General features: G+C 41.7%; 23 protein-coding genes, 1 pseudogene and 1 riboswitch. Of the genes and pseudogenes, 11 read left to right on the top strand and 13 right to left on the bottom strand.

The window, feature by feature from the left end:
• Nucleotides 1–268 precede the first annotated feature (268 nt).
• Complete coding sequence (rlmN, locus tag ACGTNI_RS16075; RefSeq protein WP_394463728.1) at nt 269–1348, top strand: dual-specificity RNA methyltransferase RlmN; 1080 nt, start codon at nt 269–271, stop codon at nt 1346–1348.
• A gap of 37 nt (nt 1349–1385) precedes the next feature.
• On the opposite strand, the gene ACGTNI_RS16070 is transcribed toward rlmN, so the two are convergent.
• Complete coding sequence (locus ACGTNI_RS16070; protein ID WP_369668781.1) at nt 1386–1868, bottom strand: DUF421 domain-containing protein; 483 nt, start codon at nt 1866–1868, stop codon at nt 1386–1388.
• 185 nt (nt 1869–2053) lie between these two features.
• Here ACGTNI_RS16070 and cbpA point away from each other — a divergent pair, with 185 nt between their 5' ends.
• The gene (gene cbpA, locus ACGTNI_RS16065; protein ID WP_394463727.1) at nt 2054–2737 is read left to right on the top strand and encodes a cyclic di-AMP binding protein CbpA; all 684 of its coding nucleotides are present in this window, start codon (nt 2054–2056) and stop codon (nt 2735–2737) included.
• A 77-nt stretch (nt 2738–2814) separates the two neighbouring features.
• Here cbpA and ACGTNI_RS16060 read toward each other — a convergent pair whose 3' ends face one another.
• Both ACGTNI_RS16060 and ACGTNI_RS16055 read right to left on the bottom strand, forming a co-directional pair.
• Nucleotides 2815–3819, bottom strand: a complete 1005-nt coding sequence (locus ACGTNI_RS16060) for an NAD-dependent epimerase (RefSeq protein WP_394463726.1) — start codon at nt 3817–3819, stop codon at nt 2815–2817.
• A gap of 71 nt (nt 3820–3890) precedes the next feature.
• Nucleotides 3891–4902 (bottom strand): annotated as a pseudogene (locus ACGTNI_RS16055) (sugar phosphate nucleotidyltransferase).
• A 13-nt stretch (nt 4903–4915) separates the two neighbouring features.
• Between ACGTNI_RS16055 and ACGTNI_RS16050 the strand changes: the two are divergent.
• Complete coding sequence (locus ACGTNI_RS16050) at nt 4916–5275, top strand: protein kinase family protein (protein WP_085508570.1); 360 nt, start codon at nt 4916–4918, stop codon at nt 5273–5275.
• Nucleotides 5272–7005, top strand: coding sequence for a glycosyltransferase family 4 protein (locus ACGTNI_RS16045; RefSeq protein ID WP_085508568.1), 1734 nt, complete (start codon nt 5272–5274; stop codon nt 7003–7005). Before ACGTNI_RS16050 ends, ACGTNI_RS16045 begins: the two co-directional genes overlap by 4 nt.
• 887 nt (nt 7006–7892) lie before the next feature.
• Here the strand turns inward: ACGTNI_RS16045 and ACGTNI_RS16040 are convergent.
• Nucleotides 7893–9056: a glycosyltransferase family 4 protein gene (locus ACGTNI_RS16040; protein ID WP_394463725.1), complete on the bottom strand. Its 1164-nt coding sequence runs from the start codon at nt 9054–9056 to the stop codon at nt 7893–7895.
• 12 nt (nt 9057–9068) lie between these two features.
• Nucleotides 9069–10217, bottom strand: coding sequence for an NAD-dependent epimerase/dehydratase family protein (locus ACGTNI_RS16035; RefSeq protein ID WP_394463724.1), 1149 nt, complete (start codon nt 10215–10217; stop codon nt 9069–9071).
• A 283-nt stretch (nt 10218–10500) separates the two neighbouring features.
• Between ACGTNI_RS16035 and ACGTNI_RS16030 the strand changes: the two genes are divergently transcribed.
• On the top strand, nt 10501–12459 hold the full coding sequence (locus tag ACGTNI_RS16030; RefSeq protein ID WP_394463723.1) for an AMP-binding protein: 1959 nt from the start codon (nt 10501–10503) through the stop codon (nt 12457–12459).
• A 47-nt stretch (nt 12460–12506) separates the two neighbouring features.
• Here ACGTNI_RS16030 and ACGTNI_RS16025 read toward each other — a convergent pair whose 3' ends face one another.
• Nucleotides 12507–13070 carry a hypothetical protein gene (locus ACGTNI_RS16025; RefSeq protein WP_085508561.1) on the bottom strand — a complete coding sequence of 188 codons (564 nt, stop codon included), beginning with the start codon at nt 13068–13070 and terminating at the stop codon, nt 12507–12509.
• 174 nt (nt 13071–13244) lie between these two features.
• Nucleotides 13245–13289: riboswitch (PreQ1 riboswitch) on the top strand.
• A gap of 95 nt (nt 13290–13384) precedes the next feature.
• On the opposite strand from ACGTNI_RS16025, the gene queC reads away from it, so the two are divergent.
• Genes queC through queE form a run of 3 tightly spaced genes read left to right on the top strand, consistent with a single transcriptional unit; the run spans nt 13385 to nt 15250 of the window.
• Entirely contained in the window at nt 13385–14050 is a 666-nt protein-coding gene (gene queC, locus ACGTNI_RS16020; RefSeq protein ID WP_394463722.1) for a 7-cyano-7-deazaguanine synthase QueC, read from the top strand.
• Nucleotides 14050–14529 carry a 6-carboxytetrahydropterin synthase QueD gene (gene queD, locus ACGTNI_RS16015; protein ID WP_085508557.1) on the top strand — a complete coding sequence of 160 codons (480 nt, stop codon included), beginning with the start codon at nt 14050–14052 and terminating at the stop codon, nt 14527–14529. The genes queC and queD overlap by 1 nt, the downstream gene beginning before the upstream one ends.
• Nucleotides 14522–15250 carry a 7-carboxy-7-deazaguanine synthase QueE gene (queE, locus tag ACGTNI_RS16010; protein WP_394463721.1) on the top strand — a complete coding sequence of 243 codons (729 nt, stop codon included), beginning with the start codon at nt 14522–14524 and terminating at the stop codon, nt 15248–15250. The genes queD and queE overlap by 8 nt, the downstream gene beginning before the upstream one ends.
• A gap of 48 nt (nt 15251–15298) precedes the next feature.
• Here queE and ACGTNI_RS16005 read toward each other — a convergent pair whose 3' ends face one another.
• On the bottom strand, nt 15299–16141 hold the full coding sequence (locus ACGTNI_RS16005; RefSeq protein WP_394463720.1) for a YihY/virulence factor BrkB family protein: 843 nt from the start codon (nt 16139–16141) through the stop codon (nt 15299–15301).
• Between the two features lie 163 nt (nt 16142–16304).
• Between ACGTNI_RS16005 and ACGTNI_RS16000 the strand changes: the two genes are divergently transcribed.
• The 3 genes from ACGTNI_RS16000 to ACGTNI_RS15990 are packed head-to-tail and all read left to right on the top strand — an operon-like array spanning nt 16305 to nt 17508.
• Nucleotides 16305–16739, top strand: coding sequence for a DUF948 domain-containing protein (locus tag ACGTNI_RS16000; protein ID WP_085508551.1), 435 nt, complete (start codon nt 16305–16307; stop codon nt 16737–16739).
• Between the two features lie 17 nt (nt 16740–16756).
• Nucleotides 16757–17206: a DUF948 domain-containing protein gene (locus tag ACGTNI_RS15995; RefSeq protein ID WP_085508549.1), complete on the top strand. Its 450-nt coding sequence runs from the start codon at nt 16757–16759 to the stop codon at nt 17204–17206.
• Nucleotides 17203–17508 carry a hypothetical protein gene (locus tag ACGTNI_RS15990; RefSeq protein ID WP_394463719.1) on the top strand — a complete coding sequence of 102 codons (306 nt, stop codon included), beginning with the start codon at nt 17203–17205 and terminating at the stop codon, nt 17506–17508. Before ACGTNI_RS15995 ends, ACGTNI_RS15990 begins: the two co-directional genes overlap by 4 nt.
• 55 nt (nt 17509–17563) lie before the next feature.
• Here the strand turns inward: ACGTNI_RS15990 and ACGTNI_RS15985 are convergent, their stop codons facing one another.
• From ACGTNI_RS15985 to ACGTNI_RS15960, 6 genes are read right to left on the bottom strand one after another with little or no spacing between them, the layout of a single operon-like run.
• Entirely contained in the window at nt 17564–19093 is a 1530-nt protein-coding gene (locus ACGTNI_RS15985) for an acyl-CoA carboxylase subunit beta (protein ID WP_394463718.1), read from the bottom strand.
• Nucleotides 19094–19111: 18 nt separating this feature from the next.
• Nucleotides 19112–19894: an enoyl-CoA hydratase gene (locus ACGTNI_RS15980; protein ID WP_394463717.1), complete on the bottom strand. Its 783-nt coding sequence runs from the start codon at nt 19892–19894 to the stop codon at nt 19112–19114.
• Between the two features lie 12 nt (nt 19895–19906).
• Nucleotides 19907–20812 carry a hydroxymethylglutaryl-CoA lyase gene (locus tag ACGTNI_RS15975; protein ID WP_394463716.1) on the bottom strand — a complete coding sequence of 302 codons (906 nt, stop codon included), beginning with the start codon at nt 20810–20812 and terminating at the stop codon, nt 19907–19909.
• A 15-nt stretch (nt 20813–20827) separates the two neighbouring features.
• A complete protein-coding gene (locus ACGTNI_RS15970) occupies nt 20828–21040 on the bottom strand; it encodes an acetyl-CoA carboxylase biotin carboxyl carrier protein subunit (RefSeq protein ID WP_062446054.1) in 213 nt (70 codons plus the stop codon).
• A gap of 13 nt (nt 21041–21053) precedes the next feature.
• Nucleotides 21054–22409: an acetyl-CoA carboxylase biotin carboxylase subunit gene (locus ACGTNI_RS15965; RefSeq protein ID WP_394463715.1), complete on the bottom strand. Its 1356-nt coding sequence runs from the start codon at nt 22407–22409 to the stop codon at nt 21054–21056.
• A 17-nt stretch (nt 22410–22426) separates the two neighbouring features.
• Entirely contained in the window at nt 22427–24067 is a 1641-nt protein-coding gene (locus ACGTNI_RS15960; protein ID WP_394463714.1) for an AMP-binding protein, read from the bottom strand.
• Nucleotides 24068–24072 lie beyond the last annotated feature (5 nt).

Below are 24072 nucleotides of genomic sequence, written 5' to 3'. Positions count from 1 at the left end.
ACTTTAATTTTATCAGAGGTTGTCCTTATATTCTTATTAAAATAAAAGAAAACCATAAAAAGAGTGGTCCGCATCAAAATGATGCGGACCACTTTCTGTTTAAATTACTGGGTTTTGTCCCAGCCTCTTTTAATTTAAAAAGATAATATGTCGCCAAACAGATTAATAATTCTTCTGATAAAAGGGATAAGCTGATTAAACTGTTGCTAAATGGTAACACTTCTAGTATTGTAGGAATGAATGGTTAAAATTGAAATGAGGGTTATAAATGAAACAGTCTATATATGGTATGACATTTGATCAGTTGACTGACTGGCTGATGGAACACGGACATAAAAAGTTTCGTGCATCACAGGTTTGGGACTGGCTATATAACAAACGAGTAAAAAGCTTTTCTGAAATGCACAATGTCAACAAGGATTGCATTCAGCTATTGGAAGAAAATTTTGTGAGTCAGACTTTGCGCGAAGAAGTGAAGCAGGAATCGTCTGACGGAACAATCAAGTTCCTATTCAAGCTGCAGGATGGTAATGTGATCGAAACTGTCCTGATGCGTTTTCATTATGGCTTATCTGTGTGTGTAACGACTCAGGTTGGCTGTAATATCGGCTGTTCCTTCTGTGCAAGTGGTCTTTTGAAGAAAAGCCGCGATCTTACCAGTGGTGAAATCGTCGAACAAATCATGAATGTACAGCATGCCCTGGATGATAAGGGGCAAGGGGACCGAGTCAGTCATATTGTTGTTATGGGTATCGGTGAACCGTTCGATAACTACGATCACACGATGGATTTCATCCGTACCGTCAACTCCCAAAAGGGGCTTGCAATCGGTGCTAGAAAAATCACCGTTTCTACCAGCGGTTTAGCAGATAAAATTTATCAATTCGCTGATGAAGATACACAAGTAAACCTTGCTCTTTCTCTGCACGCACCCAATGACGAGCTGCGTACACGTATCATGAAGGTAAACAAAGCTTATCCACTGGATAAATTAATGCCTGCCATTGATTACTACTTGGAGAAGACCAATCGCAGAATCACTTTTGAATATATCATGCTTCGAGATGTCAATGATCATCAGAAAGAAGCGAAAGAGCTGGCTGAACTGTTGAAAGATAAACGGCATTTATCTTATGTCAACTTGATACCGTACAATCCAGTTGATGACCATTCCTATCAGCGCAGTGAAAAAGAAGCGATTTTAGGTTTTTATGATACGTTGAAGAAAAACGGCATCAACTGTGTGATTCGTCATGAAAATGGAACGGACATTGATGCAGCATGTGGCCAATTACGCAGCAAACAAGTGAAAAAAGAACGTAAGAAAAAAGCAGCAGAAGCAAAATAACAAAAAGTACACCTAATCGGGTGTACTTTTTTTGTGGTTAATTTTCATGATGTATTCCTTCCACATCCGATAAAGAATGAAATTCATGAGTTTGATTGTTTTTCTTTACTACGGAAAGTGAGCCATCTGTTTCTAACACGATGGCTTCAACATGACTAAAGGAAGCAATGCCTTGTGCTCTAAGTGCCTGTTTTATTTCATCACGGTTGATACGTTCTTTCTTTAACGCAGATTCTATATAGTTGCCATTGTAATAGAGTAATTGAGGTTCCCCTTTAATTAATGAATGGAATGCTCTTGAACGGACACCTAGCCAAGTTACGATGAACTGAAGCAATATCAACATGGCTAGTGCGGTAATTCCATCAACGAAGGTTACAGTAGATGATAGCAGTATCGTAGCTACCGTTGAACCTAAAGCAACTGTAATGACAAGATCAAACATGTTCATTTTTGACAGTGTTCGCTTACCAGAGATACGCAACAACAAAATCAGTGAGGGATATAAAATAACAGCCATTATGATTATGTCAAAAACGCTGGACCAACTTTTAAAAAATAACATGTTGAACCTCCACCTTACACGATTATCTACTATAGTGTTCCCGAACTATTTTTAATGAAAACTTTATCCGTTCCAGTATTAAAGCATGAGAGGTTATGAAAAATAAACTTCGGAATAAAATGGAGGGGAGGAGGGATGAGATGTTAGTTAAAAATAATATTATACCGAAACATCATGTCGTAACCATCCATGCAGAAGCAACAATCAAGGAAGCTAAACAGAAGCTCGATGAAAGTGGCTATCGATGCATCCCTGTAATCGATGATAGGGGAAAATATCAGGGCATGCTATTTCGTTCAAGAATTGAAAGTCATGAGAATGAGTGTTTCAGAAGTCGAAAAACACCAAATGACAACAGGAAAATCACAAAATTTCTAGATAATATGGATACTTTTGTATTTGAAGAAACCTCATTTCCGCAGGCAATGCTACAGGTTAAGGCTCTTCCTTTTATCGCTGTACTGGATGAGTGGAAGAACTTTGTCGGAATTCTTACGCACAACAAAGTGTTTGATGTGTTAGAACAATCGTTCGGGCTTCAATCAGGTGAGTATATCATTACCATCGTATCACCGGAAAAACAAGGTGCAGTAGCAGAGTTAACGAAATCGTTGAATAAACGTGGTATTAATATCGAGGGATTAATGACTATGGATGATGACGGAAGTAAAGTTGTCAGGCGTCTATGTATAGCTGTTTCTAATGTCAATGAAGGTCTGTTAAATGAACTGTTCGATAAACTAGAGAGGAAAGGATATCGGATATTACAAACAGAACGTATCGAAAAGAGCGATGTTATTCCACGCGCTATAGTGGAAGATTAATTGGGTGCTGTCGACTACTAAAATACTGTTATAGAAACGAAGAGAAAGCTGAAAAAGCTTTCTCTTGGTTCAATATTCTAAGCGTTCCCGTAATAAGATTTATACCAATCGATGAACTTGCCGACACCCTCTGCAATGGACGTGTTTGGTTTATATCCAACGTCTCTCATTAAATCCTCTACATCGGCGTATGTGGCGGGTACATCTCCGGGCTGCATGGGAAGAAAATTTTTGTGGGCTTTTATGCCAAGTTTGTTTTCTATCGCTGTGATAAAATCCAGGAGCCTGACGGGTTGATTGTTACCAATATTGTAAATCTTATAGGGAGCGTGGCTCCTTCCTGGAGCGGGAGTTTTATCCTCCCATTCCGGGTCAGGACTAGGTGTTTTATCGAGCAGCCGGATGATTCCTTCGACAATATCATCAATGTAAGTGAAGTCTCGCTGCATATTCCCGTTATTATATACTTCTATTGGTTTTCCTTCTAGAATAGCTTTAGTAAAGCGGAAGAGTGCCATATCAGGTCGTCCCCATGGCCCGTATACCGTGAAGAAACGAAGACCAGTTGTTGGCAAACCATAGAGATGACTGTAGGTATGCGCCATTAATTCGTTTGCTTTTTTTGTGGCAGCATATAAACTGACGGGATGATCAACATTATCTTCTACAGAAAAGGGCATTTTTTTGTTTGCCCCGTACACAGAGCTCGAGGAAGCGTAAATCAGGTGCTCGACCTGATGATGGCGGCATGCTTCTAGTATGTTGATGAATCCGACGATATTAGAATTGATATAAGCATATGGGTTCTCCAGGCTGTAACGTACCCCGGCTTGGGCAGCCAGGTCAATGACGATGGAAGGTTTGTATTTTTCAAAAAGCTGCGTGATAGCGTTTCTATCTTCGCGGTCGATTTGTTCAAACTTAAAGTTACTATGGTTTAATAATCTCAGGCGATCTTTTTTCAATTCCACACTGTAGTAATCGTTCATATTATCAATACCAATGACTGTTTGGCCATTGCTCAGCAGCTGTTTAGATAGATGAAAACCAATAAATCCAGCCGCTCCAGTAACCAGTATCATAGTTTCACCTCACTTCTCAAGGTAGTGACGTCCCTGGAATGTCCGGGAGTGGGAGTTACACGAAATCAATCTCACTCAGACCCCTTATCTTTTGATTCCTTATCGCTGGAAAGGAAGAATTTAGATTCATCTCCAAAGACCACTTGGATGGTATTATCATTCATATACTTGCCGAACAGTTTGGTTCTTTCGCCTAATATACTGTCTGTGATTTCATAGGGCATGTTTTCGATATGACAACCTTTTAAAATGATACTGTTTCTAACTATGCTTTTTTTAATGATCGTATTGGCTTCAATCGATACATAGGGACCGATTACTGAATCTTCGATGGTGCAGTTATCTCCGATTACTACCGGCGGTATAATTACATTATTATTAGGTTTTTCATCAAGAAACTCAGCGTCTGTTGAAATCCCATGCTGTTTGAGCATCCACTGGTTTGCTTTGAGCCAGCGATCAATTGTTCCGACGTCAAACGTTGGTTTAGTAGTTTTTACATAATTGATATCGTATTGATGGTCGATCATCCATTGAATGGCATCCGTGATTTCATACTCTCCTCTTGCAGAAGGGGTTATCGAGTGGATTGCATTGAAAATAGAAGACTTGAAAATATAGGCTCCTATGACAGCGAGATTTGATTTTGGCTTTACCGGTTTTTCTTCTACCCGGACAATCATATTGTCTTTGATATCTGCTATACCGTAGTCTTGTGGTTTACTGACTTTTGTCACTAATACTGTGCCGTGTGCAGATGTTTGTTGGAAGGAGTCTTTTAATTTTTGTAATGAATCATCAATCAAGTTATCGCCCAATAATAGTACAAACGAGTCAGACCCCAGGAAATCTTCTGCTTGTGCCACTGCATGGGCGATGTTGAGGAATATAGTGAAGTCTCAGGTTCTTTTTTTCTGCATAAGCATATAAATGTTCATGGAAGATTTCTTCTTGCTGTGGCTGGATAACGAGACCGATATCTTTAATGCCCATTTTAGCCAGTTGTTCCAGGCCATAGCTGATGACTGGACGATTAGAAACGGGAAGTAATGGTTTTGGTTTGGTATAAGATAAGGGGCGCAGTCTGGTTCCATTAATGTGGGTAATTGACCTTGATGGTGTATCTTTTGATATTGCTATTCGCGACTTAAGGAAGCTGATTATCGACCGAATGGATGCTATAGGAAAGTGGGATGCTGATTATATTCGGGAGATGATACAATCCTACAACACAGCAAATCCAATTTCTGATGAAGAATATGAAATGCTGCTCATCGACTTATCGCTGCCGAACTCTTTTTATAAAGAGCTCAAGCCAATCGTATACTCTCCGACTACTTTTATGACAGAAGAATTCAATCAGCAACTACAGTTTATTAATGAATTGGAAAAAACAAAATGGCCAGTATTGGATGAATTAGCGAAAGACAGGAAAGGAGGCTTATCACTTAAATGAAAGTTTTAATTATTTGTACCGAAAAATTGCCAGTTCCCCCGATCAAAGGAGGAGCGATTCAGACGTATATTGCTGGGGCATTACCTGACTTGAAGAAGAACCATCAAATTACCGTACTGGGAAGAAGTGATGATTCACTTCCAGACGATGAAATACAGGATGACATCCGCTATTGCAGGATAGAAGGGGGTCAGTTAGATATTTATCGTGATAATGTAGTCGAATTCCTGAAGGCATCCGCTGAACAATACGATTTGATCCACATTTTTAATCGCCCCCGACTCGTAAATGCTGTCCGTGCATTAGCTCCGGATTCCAAAATCATTTTAAGTATGCATAATGATATGTTCAAACCAGAAAAACTCGATCCGGAAGAAGGGACCATTGTTGTCAAGAATGTAGATAAAATAATTACGATAAGTAATTACATCGGCCGAACAATTGCCCATTTCTTTCCTGAAGCTGAATCAAAACTTCAAACCATATATTCCGGAGTGGACCTGGATCGCTTTGTTCCATCCTACTCATCCGAGGCGCAAGAATTAAGAACTAGAATTCGTAATGAGCATAATCTCACTTCCAAAAAAGTTATTTTGTACGCCGGACGGCTCTCACCTAATAAGGGAATCGACGTACTGATCCGCGCAATTCCTGATTTAGCCGAAAACCATGAGGATATAGCTTTAGTTGTTATGGGGAGTAAATGGTTCAGTGATAACTCGGTGACGGATTATATTGCTTACGTTCGCGCCCTTGCAGAAAGACTGCCGATTCCGGTGATCCAAACAGGTTTCGTCTCTCCAGACAAAATTCAGGAATGGTTTGTTGCCTCGGATATCTTTGTTTGTACTTCGCAATGGCAGGAGCCACTTGCCCGTGTGCATTATGAGGCGATGGCTGCAGCTTTGCCGATTGTCACAACTGACCGGGGAGGGAATACAGAAGTAATCGAACCTTATCAGAATGGTATTGTAGTCGAAAATCCGGAAGATTCAGGGGAGTTTGTTGAACACCTGTCTTACCTGCTGAACAATCCAGATAAGGGGAAAGAAATGGGAAGGTATGGCCGTTCCCTCGCTGAAAAACATTACACCTGGGATCGGGTAGTCAGTAATATTTCAACTGTTTGGGATGAAGTAAAGAACATGCCATTTGGAGAATATGAGATGATCGATTATAACCTTCCAAGTAAAGAACCTGATAAAACCATCACTGCCAAAAAGGATTTAGAAAATACGGAAACTGAAAAGGTATACCGGCCGTTTCCTAAAATTAATGTGGATGCTAATTTTGAAGTTGAAGAACACAGTTCGGAGACGCCAGATAGCAGTTCCAGTACTTCGGAAAGAAATACAACAAATGAAGTAACTCCTGATCAAAAGAATGAACAGGTAAATTCTCAAGCAGGAAGAAAAGCTTTTCCATCAAATTTTGCAAAAAAGAAACAAAATACTCGGCAATCCAATAGCCTCTTAGACAGGGTTGTCAAAGAAATCAATTCCAGTCCAATGATTAATGCTAACAAGAAAAAAGCCACTCAGAGACCTCACCATGAGTCGAGGGGAAGCCGTGTGAATAGGAATAAATCTTGCACATGCAGCACAATGACAGGGTCTCACACAAATAATTATCAAACGGATATAGAAAGGTTTAAAGAACGTTTCAATCCTATAAGCAAGAGACGGGAAGCAGAAAGAATACGGATTAAGAGAAAGAGAAAATCTCTATAAGTAAATACGCGAGTAAAATAATCATATAAGGACGAAATTGCATAGGCATTCGTCCTTATTATTTATACAGAGAATTTATTAAGGGAATGATGACCTTATCAGAAATAACCTAGATCATAAATATAGTTCCGGTGGTATTTTATACGAAGTTATTATCCATAAAATGATTGGGATTATAGAGGAGGATATTTTTACTGAAAGTTATATAGAAACCAGGGGATAGTAACTATGGATACTTTTTCATTTTCTTAGTTTACATAATACTTATTATCGGAAGTTATATCAAAATAACATTTTATGTCTCAATCACCAAGTATACTTAAGATATTGAGATAGAAAATGAAATTAAATACTTAATTCCATATTATTTTACGGCATTTTTTTCTTCTTTTATCAATACTATTTATTTTCTGAATCAATTTATTTAATTCACTTGAGATTAAATTTTTAGCATCTCTAATTACACTCTCACCGTTTTTCCTTTGGCTGGATCTAAGATATGTTTGCACAACCAGATCCTTTTTAGTATGCTAGTTTTTGCTGTGAGGTTTTTCTTTTTTTCCAGCTTCTTTTTTAAGTTTCCTGTCAAGGATTTTTACTTGCGTTAAAGATAATGTTTTGAATTTATGTTTCGGAGTTGCTACTAAGTTGGAAGTGAGAATGTTCTATGATTTTATCCCTGGTTATTGCTCGTCGGTTTATGTTTTTTGTTTTTTTTCGCTGCTAAAACTACATTTATGTACAGAATAGCCTTATAGCTTTCTATGGATGATCGGCTCCTCCCTCCTATTTCTACTTTGCGTAACTACAGACATATTTCGACAAAACTTCACCAAATAAAAGCTGACCGGAATTGGTATATCCGGCCAGCGGAATAAACATTTGTTTTATTCAGATACGTTAAGTTTGCTCTTTTTTGGAGCATTTACCTGGCTTTTCTGATGCTCTCTAACTGTTTGATAATAGAATTCTAAAATCTGCTCCGAAGGCTTCTGCCAACTGAATTTTTCAGCTTCTTTTTTTGCATTTTCACTCAATCGCTTATGCAATTCGGGATCTTCGATTTTCTCGATGGCTGTTATCAGGCTTTCCGTGTTCTCATTCTCAAAAAGCAGACCAGTGCGTCCATCCTCTACCTGCTCCATCGTCGGCCCGCTCTTAGCCGCAATAACCGGTAGTCCTGATGCCATCGCTTCTAAAATGACTAATCCTAATGTTTCTGTAACCGATGGAAAGATAAAAGCATCTCCTGATGCAAATGCCTGGGATAATTCTTCCCCATGAAGGAAACCGGCGAACGTCGTATAGGTACCTTTGAAAGTTTTCTCCAGCTGATCCCGTACTGGACCATCACCAACAATTGCTAAAGATATGTCATTTCGTTTATCCAACAACGGCTTAAGCTTGTGGATTTCCTTTTCAGGAGCTAATCTACCGACAAATACTAATAGTGTATTTTCCGGTTTGCCTCCTGAAAGACGTTCGCGCATATCAGTATCCTGATAGTCGGGATGGTATTTGTCAATTGCAACTCCTCTGTCCCATACATGGACATTTGGAATCTTTTTCTCCATCAGTTCTTGCTGGATTGCTTTAGAGGTGCATAAATTCAAATCAGCATAACTATGGAGTTTTTTGAAATACCACCATACTAATGGTTTGAACGGATATAGTCGATAGTAATCAAGATATTTCGGCACATGAGTATGATAGGAAGCTAACAATGGATAACCTAATTTACTGGCATAATACACACCAGATACACCAACCAGAGCAGGGTTCACCACATGAACCAGGTCCGGCTCGTGTTTCATTAAAAGATCCTTCACCTTTCTTTGTGGCATCGAAAACTCCCGTGACCTGTAAAAAGGCATCCTGGTCGTTTTGACTCCTTCCACAATCGCACCTTCATATTCCGTGACGCCAAGGTCAGGGGCGATAACTATGACTTCATTATTTTCTTTTTGTAAGTGTTTGATTGCTTCTTTCAGTCTAGTCACCACTCCATCTGTGGAGGGCAGGAATGTTTCAGTTATGATTGCGATTTTCAAAACGGCTGCTCCTTACTTCCAGGTAATGGATGGTAGTACGTTCTCTTTGATTACTCGATCTTTATGCTCAATTACTGTCTGTAAAATATCATGCAGTACCTCGTCCGTCAATAAATGCGGCTCCAGCCCCAGTTCGCGAAGTCTCGTGTTTACAGCGTGATAGTAATGGTCTTCCGGTTCAATGCGTGGGTTTTCCAGATAAGCAATTTCTGTCTTCAAGCCTTTTTCTTTCGCTATTTTTTGAACTTTATCAGCCAGTTCTTTAACCGAGAAGTATTCGGTGAATTGGTTGAATACCCGGAACTCCCCTTTATCAGCAGGATTTTCTGCTGCAATTTGTACACAACGCACTGTATCCTCGATGTTAAGGAATGACCTTGTCTGCTTTCCTGAACCATACACCGTCAAGTCATGACCGGTAGCTGCCTGGATCAGAAAACGGTTCAAGGCAGTACCAAACACACCATCATAATCCACGCGATTGACCAGCATCGGATCCATTTTGGTTTCGTTTGTATGTAGACCATAAACGATCCCCTGGTTTAAGTCAGTCGCACGGATTCCCCATATTTTACAGGCAAACATAATATTGTGGCTGTCATGTACCTTTGATAGATGATAGAAAGAACCAGGCTGTTTTGGATATGGCAGGACATCTTTACGTCCGTTATGTTCTATTTCTATATATCCTTCTTCAATGTCAATGTTAGGTGCTCCATATTCCCCCATTGTCCCTAGTTTAATTAAATGACACTCAGGGGCTAATTCTTTAATCGCGTACAGTACATTCAAATTACCGATTACATTATTCTGTTGTGTGAATACAGCATGTTCACGGTCAATCATGGAATAAGGAGCAGAACGCTGCTCGGCAAAATGAACAAATGCCTCTGGTTCTGTCTGCCTGAAAACTTCACGGAGGAAATCATAATGATTAAGATCCCCAATGAAGGTTTTAATTTCTTTGCCGGTAAGTTCCTTCCATTTTTCTACTCTGTCTTCTAAGGAAGCAATTGGTGTTACTGAATTAGAATGAAGTTCATCGTCCCATTTTCTGCGTGATAGGTTATCAACGATTGATACTTCATGGCCTTGATTTGATAGGTGCAATGCGGTCGGCCAACCACAAAAACCGTCTCCCCCTGCTACTACAATTCGCATAATTTCCCTCCTACTACCTTGTCCTAATCATTACTCCATAATAGAATAACATTGTTTTCTGAAAAATTGGTAATGATATCTTAGTTAAACTTTTGTAAAAGAAACATTACTTGCTTCTTTCACGCTTATCCCTATACCCCGGCATTTAATATCATTAAACCTCACAACTATTAATATTACCTGTTTAACAGGAATTACCACACGAAAGTTTCTTATTATTACACAATCCGTTATAATTAAAAGTAGAACTTTCTGAATTTTCTTGGTTTAAGGAGGAATCACTGTGAAAACACAACAACCTGCCTGGACACCTGCAGAAGACTTTAAAAAATCGACACGGCTTTATCAGTGGATGCAAAAACATGGATACAACTCTTATGATGACTTTTACCAAAAATCAATCGAAGACATCGCCTGGTTTTGGGATGAGGCGGTAAACGAATTGAATATGGAGTGGTATGAGCCCTATAAAGAGACGCTTAACCTTGCCAATGGAATTAAATATCCTGATTGGTTTGTTGGTGGAAAAATGAATGTCGTTCATAACGCGCTTGATAAATGGGCGTTAAATCCAGCAACTGAAAATAAAGTTGCTTTATATTGGGAAGGTGACAATGGAGATACCGAAACATACACCTTTGCTGACTTATATGCTAAAGTAAATGCCTGTGCCCATGGTCTGGAACGATTGGGGATACAGGAAAAAGATGTTGTTACCATCTATATGCCGATGCTTCCGGAAACATTGATTGCCATGCTTGCTGTCTCTAAAGTTGGTGCCATCTTCTCCCCCGCTTTCTCCGGTTATAAAGCAGAAGCAATTGCAACCAGGGTTAATGCCTCCGAAGCAAAAGCGATCATAACAGCTGATGGATTTTACCGCCGTGGTAAAGTGGTTGCTATGAAAGAGGAAGCTGATCGTGCAGCCGCTGAATCTCCAAGCCTGCAGCATGTGGTGGTGGTCAATCGGGCAGACCGTGCTGTCGACTGGGATGACAATCTTCATGTGGACTGGAATCGTCTGCTCAGAAATGAAAACGATTACAAAACAAAAGTGACGTATGCCCATGATCCTTATATGATCATTTATACTTCCGGGACAACCGGAAAACCAAAAGGTGCCCTTCATACACACGGTGGATTTCCTATTAAGGCTGCCTTCGATGCAGGAATATGTATGGATGTGACCGACAAGGATACGCTTTTCTGGTATACCGATATGGGCTGGATGATGGGGCCCTTCTTAGTGTACGGAGGATTAGTTAATGGTGCGTCGATCGTCATGTTTGAAGGAACGCCTGACTACCCTGAACCATACAGGCTTTGGGAGCTCGTCGACCGGTATACGGTGACCCATCTGGGAATCTCCCCTACGCTTGTACGTTCCCTGATGAAACATGGGGAGCAGTGGATCAATAAACATAATCTCTCGTCATTAAAAATGATTGGCTCTACAGGGGAACCATGGAATCCGGAGCCTTGGCGCTGGTTGTTTGAACATGCAGGAAAATCGAAGGTTCCAATTTTTAATTATTCCGGTGGTACGGAAATCTCCGGAGGTATTTTCGGGAATGTGCTGGTTAAACCGATCAATCCTGTGTCATTCAACGCCGCTTTGCCTGGCATGGACGTTGGTGTTTTTGATGAAAAAGGGAAATCAGTGAAAAATGATGTCGGCGAGCTAGTTCTCCGCCAGCCCTGGGTGGGGATGACAAACGGCTTTTATAAAGAAAATGACCGCTACGAAAAAGCCTATTGGAGCCGCTTCAAAGATACCTGGGTGCATGGGGACTGGGTTATTCATGACGAGGATGGCTTCTATACGATTACAGGCCGCTCGGATGATGTATTGAACGTGGCCGGGAAACGACTTGGTCCTTCTGAGGTGGAATCAGTCCTGGTAGAACATGAGGCAGTGGTGGAAGCTGGTGTAATCGGCGTTCCCCATGAAGTGAAAGGCCAGGAAGCCGTGGGATTTGTTGTATTACGACCAGATTATGAAAAAAGCGATGCATTGCTTAAGGATATTTCAAATCACCTGAATGATAAATTGGGGAAAGCATTGGCGCCAAACGTCGTCCATGTTGTCTCTGACCTCCCTAAAACGAGGAATGCTAAAGTGATGCGAAGAGCGATCAAATCTGCATACCTCAACGAAGCATCCGGTGATTTAAGTGCCCTGGAGAATCCGCAGGCAGTAGACGAAATCCGTGAACTTGGCAAGTCTGCATCCCTCTCCTGAACATGAACAATCCCCCTGAACCTTATGAATGGTTCAGGGGGATTTTATTAGACAGCCAGGTGTTTGCCAGAGTCTTCTTTTAATAAACTTTGATAAATCAATAAGTCACGGTTATAGACAGCTGTATAGCTTAATAAACTTTCGAATTTAACGTTCTCAAAGCTTTCTTCATCGACAATACCATATTTTTCGTTCAATTTTGCAGCATTGCGCCAGGCGGTTTCTTCAAATGTGTAGTCCATCTCATGTTCTTCGATATCCAATTGAAATAACTCCAGGTCTTTGGCCCGTTCAAAATATGGGACTTCCCTTTTCTTTTTATGTATTTCAATTGTTCTTTGAACGGACTCCCATAATGCCTCCTGATCTAAATAATGTCCAGTCTCATGCAGTACTAATGCCTGCACGTATGCTTCAAGTGTAACCGGCTTTCTCATTTCTTTACGGGCTTTTCTTAGCCGTTCCACATCAATTATCAGCTTGTTTTGAATGAAATCATATATCATGTTTACATTTGTCTTTTCAAGATGAAAATCGAGTGGAATGTGAATATTCCGCAATGTCTCTGCAACTAAAGCTTTAATCTTTTTCTTTTCTAGCCGTTTGCTCATCTCTCTCTTTTAAGCCTCTTTCTCTATTGTATTCCCCTGGCGGCTAACCCCCTATAGTATATAAGAAATCGAGCTGAATTCCAATAGTGGCCTGGCATTTTTTATCATGACAGGAACCATTTCTTCTGTTATACTGTTTACGTTAAAAATCTAATAAAAGTCTGCGTTTTTATCGCAGGAGAGGTTCTAGCTACACCCTCTATAAAAAACTAAGGATGGAACTATACCTATCCCTTAGGTATGGTTTTTTAGTTTATTTTATGCTTGTAACGGGTGAGTAGAATTCTCTTTTTCACGGAAAGGAGAATTTTTTTATGAAAAAAGAAAAAGCGGTGGTCATATTCAGCGGTGGCCAGGACAGCACTACATGCTTGTTCTGGGCATTGGAGAAATTCGATGAAGTAGAAGCTGTCACCTTTCATTATAATCAACGCCACGAAGAAGAAGTGGAAGTTGCAAAAGCAATTACAGAAAAACTTAATGTAAAGCATAGAATCCTGGATATGTCTTTATTAAGCCAGCTTTCTCCTAATGCACTGACCCACAAAGAAATCGAAGTGGAAGATGGCAAAGGTGACTCCCTCCCTTCTACTTTCGTTCCTGGCCGTAACCTGCTGTTCTTATCATTCGCAGGAATTGTTGCGCGGCAAATTGGGGCCAAACATATTATCACTGGGGTATGTGAAACAGATTTCAGCGGCTATCCGGACTGTCGGGATGTGTTCATCAAATCCTTGAATGTGACGCTGAACTTGTCCATGGATGATTCTTTTGTAATCCATACACCGCTAATGTGGCTGGATAAAGCTGAAACATGGCAGCTCGCAGATGAACTCGAAGCTTTTGACTTCGTTCGCCATCACACGTTGACTTGTTATAATGGCGTAATTGGCAGCGGATGCGGAGAATGCCCGGCCTGCAAGCTACGCAATCAGGGACTTGAAAAGTATCTACAACAGCGTGAAGGAGCGGATGTTTGATGACACTCTCCAATTATGGTTTTACGATCGTAGAAAAACTTCAGAAAATCGATGAGGATATCAAACGCCACGAGCTGAAGTATCATAACAAACGGGTCATGGTCAGCAAGGAATTCACCTTTGATGCTGCCCATCACCTTCATTGTTATGAAGGAAAGTGTAAAAACCTCCACGGGCACACGTATAAAGTTGTCTTCGGTATCAGCGGTTATGTGGATGATATCGGTATAGTGATAGACTTTGGCGATATAAAGAAAATATGGAAAGAACAAATTGAAATCCATTTGGATCATCGATACCTGAATGACACGCTCCCTCCTATGAACACAACAGCTGAAAACATGGTTGTCTGGATATATGAGCAAATGGACCATGCACTCACAAAAGAAAATGATGGCTCTCGTGTTGAGTTCATCAAGCTATATGAAACGCCGACTAGTTTTGCTGAAGTAAGACGGGAGTGGATGGAAAATGACTAAACTCCCTGTCTTGGAGATTTTTGGACCAACGATCCAGGGAGAAGGGATGGTCATAGGCAGGAAAACGATGTTCGTCCGGACAGCCGGATGTGATTACAGTTGTTCCTGGTGTGATTCAGCCTTTACCTGGGATGGAAGCGCCAAAGAGGAAATCAAGCGCATGGATGCGGAAGAAATAATAAAGGTATTGGATCAAGCCGGTGGCAATAAATTCGACCATGTAACTATATCCGGAGGTAACCCTGCCCTCTTCCCTTATCTGGATCAATTGATTGGTCTATTAAAAGAACGAGGTATAGAAGTCGCCTTGGAAACACAAGGAAGCCGCTGGCAGGATTGGTTTCTTGCTATTGATGACCTTACTATATCCCCAAAACCACCAAGTTCCCATATGAAAACGGATTGGGAGAAGTTGGACTACATTATCAGCCAACTGAAAGATAATGACAGGCTCCTCCACACGAGTTTGAAAGTAGTTATTTTTAATGAGGAGGATTTATCATATGCAGAATACGTTCATAGACGTTATCCTGGGATATCTTTCTACGTTCAGGTAGGAAACGATGATCTGGAAGAAACAAATGATCAAGCTATTGCTATGAAACTATTAAACAAGTATGAATGGCTGGTAGATCAAGTCATGGAGTCTCCGGGTCTGAATAAAGTACGCGTCCTTCCCCAGCTTCATGCCTTGCTATGGGGAAACAAACGAGGGGTCTAACGTAAAAACAGCGACAGCGGTAAAATCTGCTGTCGCTGTTTTTAATTTTTACCATGAATCTTGTCTTCTTTTTAATCCGTGCTTCTTCCGATGATAGACTACATTTATTTCTGCACCGACAACCAATATTAGACCAGTCAGGAAGAACCAGATCATTAAAATGATCAGCCCTCCTAAACTTCCATATGTGGCAGAATAACTTCCGAAATTACTTACATAGAAAGAAAATCCTAAAGAAATTAACATCCACAATACCGACGTGATGATAGCTCCAGGAATGATCTCTTTGAATGGTATATACCTGTTAGGAGCAAATCGATATAACAGCATTAATATCAGACTCATCACCAGAATACTGACGACCCAGCGGGCAATTTCCAGGATAATCATCAGCTGATCTGGTATGAACAAAACTCTTTGGATAAAATCGAAAATTACTCTTCCAAAGACCGGAAGAACTAGTGCTACCACAATGGCAACGATCATCCCAAGCGTCAATCCGATCGAGAGTAAACGCACTTTAATGAATGAGCGCGACTCTTCCACGTTATACGCTATATTGGAAGATTTTATAAAAGCGTTGAGTCCATTTGATGCTGACCAGATTGTACCGATAATACCAACGGACAACAATCCACCATTAGGTTCGGAAACAATCGAGATAATATTTTCTTCCAAAGCTGAAGCTGTTTCCGCTGGCAATACATTTTTCATAAAGTTAACTGCCTCGTTTGGTTGAATGCCTAAGTAAGGAATGATAGAGAAAAGCAGGATCAGCATAGGTACGATGGATAGTAAGTAATAGTATGCCTGGGCGGCTGCTAATACAGGTACATCGTCATTTTGAAATTCTTTGATTACTGATTTCATATAATTCATCATTTTTTTCACAGTTTTCCACCTCCATTAGTTGCACCTTCTATTTCTCTACCCCATTTTCACTTATCTTTAATCATTTTCTACTAACTCTGCAAAATATTTGATTTTTACTGTCGAAAAGCGTTTTACGGTGGCAGGTACAGGGAAGTGGTAATTTAGGAGGTGAAGAGAGCCGATGGATTTAGTATATATAGGAGTATTTATCATGGCCTTGTCTTTTGCCCTTGTCGTAGCATTCATTGTTAAAACATTGATTAGTGTCAATAAGACAATGAAGAATCTTGACGGTACGGTAGGAAGTCTGGAGACACAAATGAGGGGTATTACTAAAGAATCAGAACACCTGATCAACAAATCTAATTACTTAGCAGAGGATATTCACCATAAAGTGGATTCTACTAATGCATTATTTGATTCGCTTCAGAATGTCGGTGATTCGGTTGACAATCTGAACCATGGCTTGAACAAGGCTTCAGCAAACTTCACCTATCATACCAAAAATCAGAATGACTCCATTGTCAAAGCGGTAAGATGGGGAGAAGCACTGACAAACCTTTTTGCAAAATGGAAACGTACCAGCAATAGGACTCAACAACATTATAATAATTAAGAAATGAGGGATGAACTTTGAGTTTAACAGGAATCGGAGTATTACTAATGGGAATTGCCTTTTTAGTAGGATCAATCTTTCTCGCACGCACCCTGAATAATCTATCGAAAGTATTATCCGGTGTGGATAAGACGGTAGAGCGGCTTCCGGACCAATTGGATGATGTGATGAAAGAAACAGGACAGTTGCTAAATCATAGTAATGACACCTTAGCAGACGTCAATAAAAAAATCGCAGCGTTAAGCCCGCTTTTCTATATCTTAGGAGATATCGGTGAGTCTTCCAGAAAGCTGTCCTCTTCCCTTGTCGATGTCACAATGGCAATGAAAAAGGATACAAATGAAGGAAAAGATATGACAAGAAGACAAGATTTAGGCGGCTTGTATGGAGCCCTGGCATTAGGATATTATTTCAAAGAAAAACGAAAAGCATTAAAAGAAATTGACAAGGAAGAAATATCAGCATGACGGAAAAAGACAAGAACTCAAATACTGCTGGTATCATCGGCTCTGTTGTTGCAGGATTCTTCGTCGGTAACTTATTTGCCGGTAAAAAAAGAGTGGCTGGTTCCCACTCCAAAGATACCAGCCGTTATCCAAAAATCTTTTCGAAAACAAAACAAAAATATCAAATGAAAAGAGATGAGTTGTATCTCGCCGGCTTAAAACGTGACGAAAAAATCAGCCGAGATAAAAACAGATTACAAAGTGAAGCACGCCAAAAAGCGATTAAAGAATCTACGCTTTATAAAAATGAACATACCGGCTAAAAAAACCGATGTCCATGCAGGACATCGGTTTTATACTGTTTAATAACTGTTTTGTTTAAACAGGATATACACCATGCTTTCGTTCGGTAAATTGGACATCTTTTGTAACGTAGGTATCATAACGGTTGATTAATTCTTTTCTCAACTCGTCGGGCTGGACGATTGCATCAACTACCATTTCTGATGCCAACCGGTATATATCAATATTCTCTTTGTATTCCTCGTGTTTAGCTTTGATGAAAGCCGGGCGCTCCTCTTCAGGCAGCTCTGCAATTTTATTTGCATAAACAGCATTGACCGCCGCTTCAGGCCCCATGACAGCTATTTGTGCACTCGGCAGTGCAAGACAACAGTCTGGTTCAAAGGCAGGACCAGCCATAGCGTAAAGACCTGCGCCATAGGCTTTCCTTACGATGACAGAGATTTTTGGTACAGTCGCTTCACTCATGGCAGACAACATTTTAGCCCCGTGTCTGATTATTCCTGCCCGTTCGACTCGTGTGCCGATCATGAAGCCAGGAATGTCAGCCAGGAAAAGTAATGGTATATTGAAAGCATCACACAGCTGTATGAATTTTGCCGCTTTGTCGGCAGAGTCAGGAAACAGCACCCCGCCCTTTGCTCTCGGCTGGTTAGCGATGATCCCTACTGGTCTCCCGTCGATTCTTGCCAGACCAGTAACTAATTCAGGAGCAAACATTTTCTTGATTTCACAAAAAGAACCTTCATCAATCAGCCGGTCGATAAACTGATACATATCAAACGGAGCATTCTGGTTCTCTGGAATTAAATCATGAATAGACTTATCGTTTTCTGTGGGTTCCTTAGATTCTGCGGATGGCGGGTTGGATGTATAATTAGCTGGGAAATAGCTCATATAATCCCTGGCATAAGCAATCGCTTCTTCTTCCGATTTTGCCAGCACATCCCCGCAGCCGGAAACAGAACAATGCATACGTGCGCCACCCATTTCCTCCAGCGTGACCTTCTCTCCAATTACTTTTTCTGCCATTCGTGGAGAGCCAAGGTACATCGACGCATTACCATCGACCATGACGACGATATCACAAAATGCAGGTATGTAAGCTCCTCCGGCAGCAGATGGGCCAAACAACAGACAAACTTGCGGTACACGACCGGATAGTTTGATCTGATTATGAAAAATTCTTCCCGCTCCTCTTCTGCCCGGGAACATTTCTACTTGATCAGTTATCCGGGCACCTGCAGAGTCGACAAGATAAAGCATCGGGATTTGCAATTTCAATGCCGTTTCCTGAATACGAATAATCTTCTCCACAGTCCTTGCTCCCCATGACCCGGCTTTTACTGTCGAATCATTTGCCATGACGCATACTTTCTGGCCATTGATTTTCCCTATTCCGGTGACCACGCCATCTGATGGTAAGGAATCGTCCATGCAGTTGGCAAAGAATGCATCTTCAATATCCATTCCTTCATCAAATAATAGGGATAGCCGTTCCCGGACAAACATTTTTCCTTTTTCACTGTTTTTTTGATGGTACTTGTCCGCTCCCCCCTGGGAAATCTTTTCTACACGCTCTTGCAATGTTTTATTTAATGACATGAAGCTGTCCCTCCTGTTCTATTCACCACGGTAGATAGGCTTTCTCTTTTCTTTGAAAGCTTGTAACCCTTCCAGACGATCCTTCGTAGGTATCGTGGTCTGGTAGCACTTCTTTTCAATTTGCAGTCCCGTTTCGATATCTGTCTGGAATCCCTCGTGGATAGCCTTTTTTGCCTGTCTAAGTGCGATTGGTGCATTATTGGCGATCCGCTCAGCCATGGCTAACGCTTCCCCCTGCAATATCGATGGGTCATAAGCATATTCTACAAGGCCGATGGCCCGTGCCGTTTCACATGTAATCGGTTTGGCAGTAAAAATCAGTTCCTTCGCCTTTCCTAGTCCAATAAGCCTGGAAAGTCTTTGTGTTCCACCTGCTCCCGGAATAATCCCGAGCGATGTTTCCGTCAATCCCATCTTTGCACTGTTTGAACTAAGCCGGAGATCGCAGGCAAGCGCAAGCTCTAAACCTCCCCCAAAAGCTACTCCATTGATGACCGCAATCGTTGGTATATCCAGTCGTTCCACCCGATGGATGGTGTCACCGATCAGGGTGACCGTATCAACCACTTCCTGCTCTGTCATACCGGCACGCTCTTTCAGATCCGCACCGGCACAAAAAGCTTTACCGCCGCTTGCCGTAATCAGTAGACAGCGTGTGTTTTTATGCTTTTCCACTTCTGCCAGCGCCTCATTAATTTCATACAGCAATTGCTTGGATAAAGCATTGGCTGCATCTGGCCGGTTTAATGTTAATCTTTTGACATGATCAGCCGGCTCTTCCAGCTTCACTAATTCCCACATCGCTTAGCCTCCTTATGATGAACGGTTCATCACCTGCATTTGATGACTCGGCAATTCTTTTCCTAATTTCCTTTGGATGAAAGCAGCTGACTCGTGTAGTTTGTCCTGCTGGATCCCGGTTTCTACTCCCATTTGATGCAGCATATGGACAAGGTCATCTGTCGCAAGATTACCGGATGCTCCTTTCGCATACGGACAGCCGCCAAGACCGCCTAAAGCACCGTCAAACGTGGTTATGCCATGCTGCAGGGAAACCAGCACATTCGCTAACGCCATCCCTCGGGTGTTATGAAAGTGCATCGCTATCTGATCAAATGAAAAGTGCTGCTTCACTTCTTTTAAAACAAGATCTACATGTTTCGGGTCAGCAACTCCGATGGTATCTCCTAACGAAAGTTCATCAATCCCCATTTCAAATAACCGGTCACATACGCGGAGCACCTGCTCGACAGGTACGTGTCCATCGTATGGACACCCGAAAACAGTAGATACATAGCCACGAACAGTTTTTCCGGCTTGTTTGGCTCCATCTACGACTTCTTGCAGGACGGGATATGTTTCCTCAATCGTTTTATTGATATTCTTTTTGTTGTGAGTTTCACTGCTGGACATGAAAATGGAAACCTCATCAATTTCCGTTTCGATCGCCCGCTCCAGTCCTTTAATGTTCGGTACTAATGCAGCATAGGTAATCCCAGCATTCCGTTTGATGGCCTGTGCGACCTCTTTTGCATCAGCCAGCTGCGGAATCCATTTCGGATGTACAAAGGACGATATTTCGATATAGGGCAGCCCTGTCTCAGACAGTTGATCTATCCAGGCTACTTTATCTTCGGTTGCTATTTTATTAGTTTCATTTTGGAGGCCGTCCCTTGGACCGACCTCCTTGATGGTGACACTTTCCGGTAGTTGTAACATGCAAACAGCCCCTATTTATTCGATGATTGCGATGACATCGCCCTCATTGACGAAGTCCCCTTCGCTTACTTTCAATTCCTTGATGGTACCGTCTGCTTCTGCAGGGACCGGTATTTCCATTTTCATAGATTCCAGGATGACAATATCCTGACCATTGTTGATGGTATCTCCTTGCCCTGCTACTACTTTCCATACACTTCCTGCCATTGATGCTTTGATTTCTGTCATATCTGCTTCCTCCTCAGTTATTCGTTACTGCTGGTAAATAGTATTTCTCGACGAAAGATGTCTCTGTCTCTCCTTGTTTGAAATTATCATGTGCGATTACATCCTTCAGCATAGGAATATTTGTCTTTATCCCTTCGACCTGATAGTTTTCCAATGCTTCTTTCATGCGGAAAATCGCCTGGTCGCGGTCTTCTCCATAAGCAATCAGCTTAGCTATCATCGGATCATAGAAAGGTGTAACCATCGAATTTCCTGCCACGGCGAGTTCGTGACGGATACCTTCCCCTTTTGGAACCTCAAATTTCGTCAATTGTCCCGGCGAAGGAAAGAACCTGACAGGATCTTCTGCATAGATCCTTACTTCAATTGCATGACCATTCCGTTTCAGGTCATCCTGCCGGAAAGCTAACTCTTCTCCATAGGCTACTCTGAGCTGTTGTTCTACAAGATCAATTCCTGTGATTTCTTCGGTTACCGGATGTTCGACCTGCAGCCTGGTATTCATTTCTAAAAAGTAGAAGTTTTCCTCTCTATCTACCAAAAATTCAATCGTTCCAGCATTCTTATAGTGCAATGCCTGAACCGCCTGAATCGCTGTCTCTCCCATGTCGTTCCGGGTTGACTCGGATAAAAAAGGTGACGGAGCTTCTTCCACTACCTTTTGGTGCCTCCGCTGGATCGAGCATTCCCGCTCGAATAAATGAACAGCATTTCCATGGCTGTCCGCCAGCACCTGGATTTCTATATGCCGCGGATTCAAAATCTGCTTTTCTAAGAACATGGTGCCATTTCCGAAGAATGATTCCGCACGCTTGGAGTTTCCCTCAAATGCTTTTTCCAATTCGTCATCGTCATTGACCGCCTGCATGCCGATGCCGCCTCCCCCTGCAGCTGCTTTCAGCATGACCGGGTAACCGAATTCATTGGCGTACGCTTTCGCTTCCTCGACATCTGTCACTGCCTGATCGGTACCCGGGACGATCGGGACGCCTGCTTCTTTCATCGCTTGTCTTGCAGCTACTTTATCCCCCATGGTCGCCATCACATCTTCCGACGGGCCTATAAAAGTAAACCCGGCTTCCCTGCATCTTTTGGCAAACCCGGCATTTTCGCTCAACAGTCCATATCCCGGATGAATAGCTTCTGCACCTGATTCTTTGGCAGCATGAAGTATATTATCAATGTTCAGGTATGATTCATTCACACGCGGTTTTCCAATTAAAAAACTTTCATCTGCTTCTTTTACATAAGGAGCTTGCTCGTCCGCTTCTGAGTATACAGCGACGGTTGCTATATTCATTTTCTTACATGTACGGATAATGCGAGCAGCTATTTCACCACGATTGGCAATTAGTACTTTTTTAAACACGGACTCTCCTCCTTCAGTTAAGATTTTGACTGTAATTTTTCCAATGCCGTTTCTCTCAGCTTAAACTTCTGGATTTTCCCACTTGCTGTCATTGGATACTCGTCAGTGAATTCGATATAACGAGGAATTTTATGTTTGGATATTTTCCCTTCACAGAATTCCCTGATATTACGTTCCGTCAGCGTCTTCCCTTCTTTCGGGATTATCCAGGCCATGATTTCCTCCCCATACTTACTGTCCGGGATACCTACTACCTGAACATCCAGCACATCGGGATGCTGATACAAAAACTCTTCTATTTCACGTGGGTAGACGTTTTCACCGCCACGGATGATCATGTCTTTGATTCGGCCGGTAATTTCAACATAGCCATCCTCATCCATGACACCAATATCACCAGTGTGAAGCCAGCCTTCTGTATCTATTGCCATCTGGGTTGCTTCTTCATTTTTATAATAGCCTTCCATGACGAGATAGCCGCGTGTACAGAGTTCACCTGGTACCCCTCGTTCCACTTCCTGGTTCATACTTGGATCGACGATTTTCACTTCCACATTCGGGTGAGCTTTTCCTACCGTACTGACACGCCGTTCGATCGTGTCATCTGTACGCGTCTGCGTAATAACCGGGGAAGACTCCGTCTGCCCATAAGCGATGGTTATCTCTTCTGCTCCCATTTTATTGATGACGTCCTTCATGACTTCCATTGGGCAGGAGGATCCCGCCATAATACCAGTTCGAAGCGAATCTGTGTTAAAGCTTTCAAAACGAGGGTGGTTCAATTCAGCAATGAACATCGTTGGTACCCCATGTAATGCCGTACATTGTTCACTCTCTACTGCATTCAGTACTTTTTCAGGGTCGAATTGCTCTAAAATAACCATCGTCGCTCCCTGGGTTACACAGGCAATCGTACTCATCACACAGCCGAAACAATGAAAGAAAGGTACCGGAATGCAAAGCCGGTCATCTTTTGTCATTTTCATTGCCTCAGCCACTTGTTTTCCATTATTGACGATATTGTAATGGGTGAGCATAACTCCCTTCGGAAAACCGGTAGTTCCAGAGGTATACTGCATGTTGATGACTTCATCATACGTCAGCATTGATTTTCTCTGTTTCAATGCTTCATCAGCTACGTCTTCCCCCATATCCATTAGCTCCTGCCATTTATAGCAGCCCTTATACTCTTTATCGCTCAGGACAATGACCCGCTTTAAATTCGGCAGTTTCGCACATTGAATATCTCCTTTCTCGGAGACTTCAAGCTCAGGGCAGACTTCTTTCAGAATATCGATATAGGATGCCCCGCGGAAGGATTCAGTCAGGATTAATGTCGTCGTATCTGACTGTTTTAGCAGATATTCCAGCTCCTGGGCGCGGTAATTGGTATTGACTGTTACTAATACAGCCCCCATCTTTCCAGTAGCAAATTGGGAGATCAGCCATTCCGGTTTGTTGTCAGCCCAAATAGCTACGTGTTCGCCCTTTTCGATGCCCATAGCCATAAATCCTTTAGCTGCTTTATCAGTCATTTCATCTAATTCTTTATATGTTTTACGAAGATTCAATTCTGGATAGACAAAAGCCTCATGATCCGGATGAGCCTGCGCCTTTTCTTCTAAAATTTCACCGACAGTTTGTTTCAATAAAGTCATACGGT

Source organism: Thalassobacillus sp. B23F22_16 (assembly GCF_043496955.1).
In the GTDB taxonomy this organism is placed as follows: Bacteria; Bacillota; Bacilli; order Bacillales; family Halobacillaceae; genus Thalassobacillus; species Thalassobacillus devorans_A.
The sequence above is the reverse complement of the archived record's forward strand: the minus strand, read 5'-3'. Positions and strand labels throughout refer to the sequence as shown.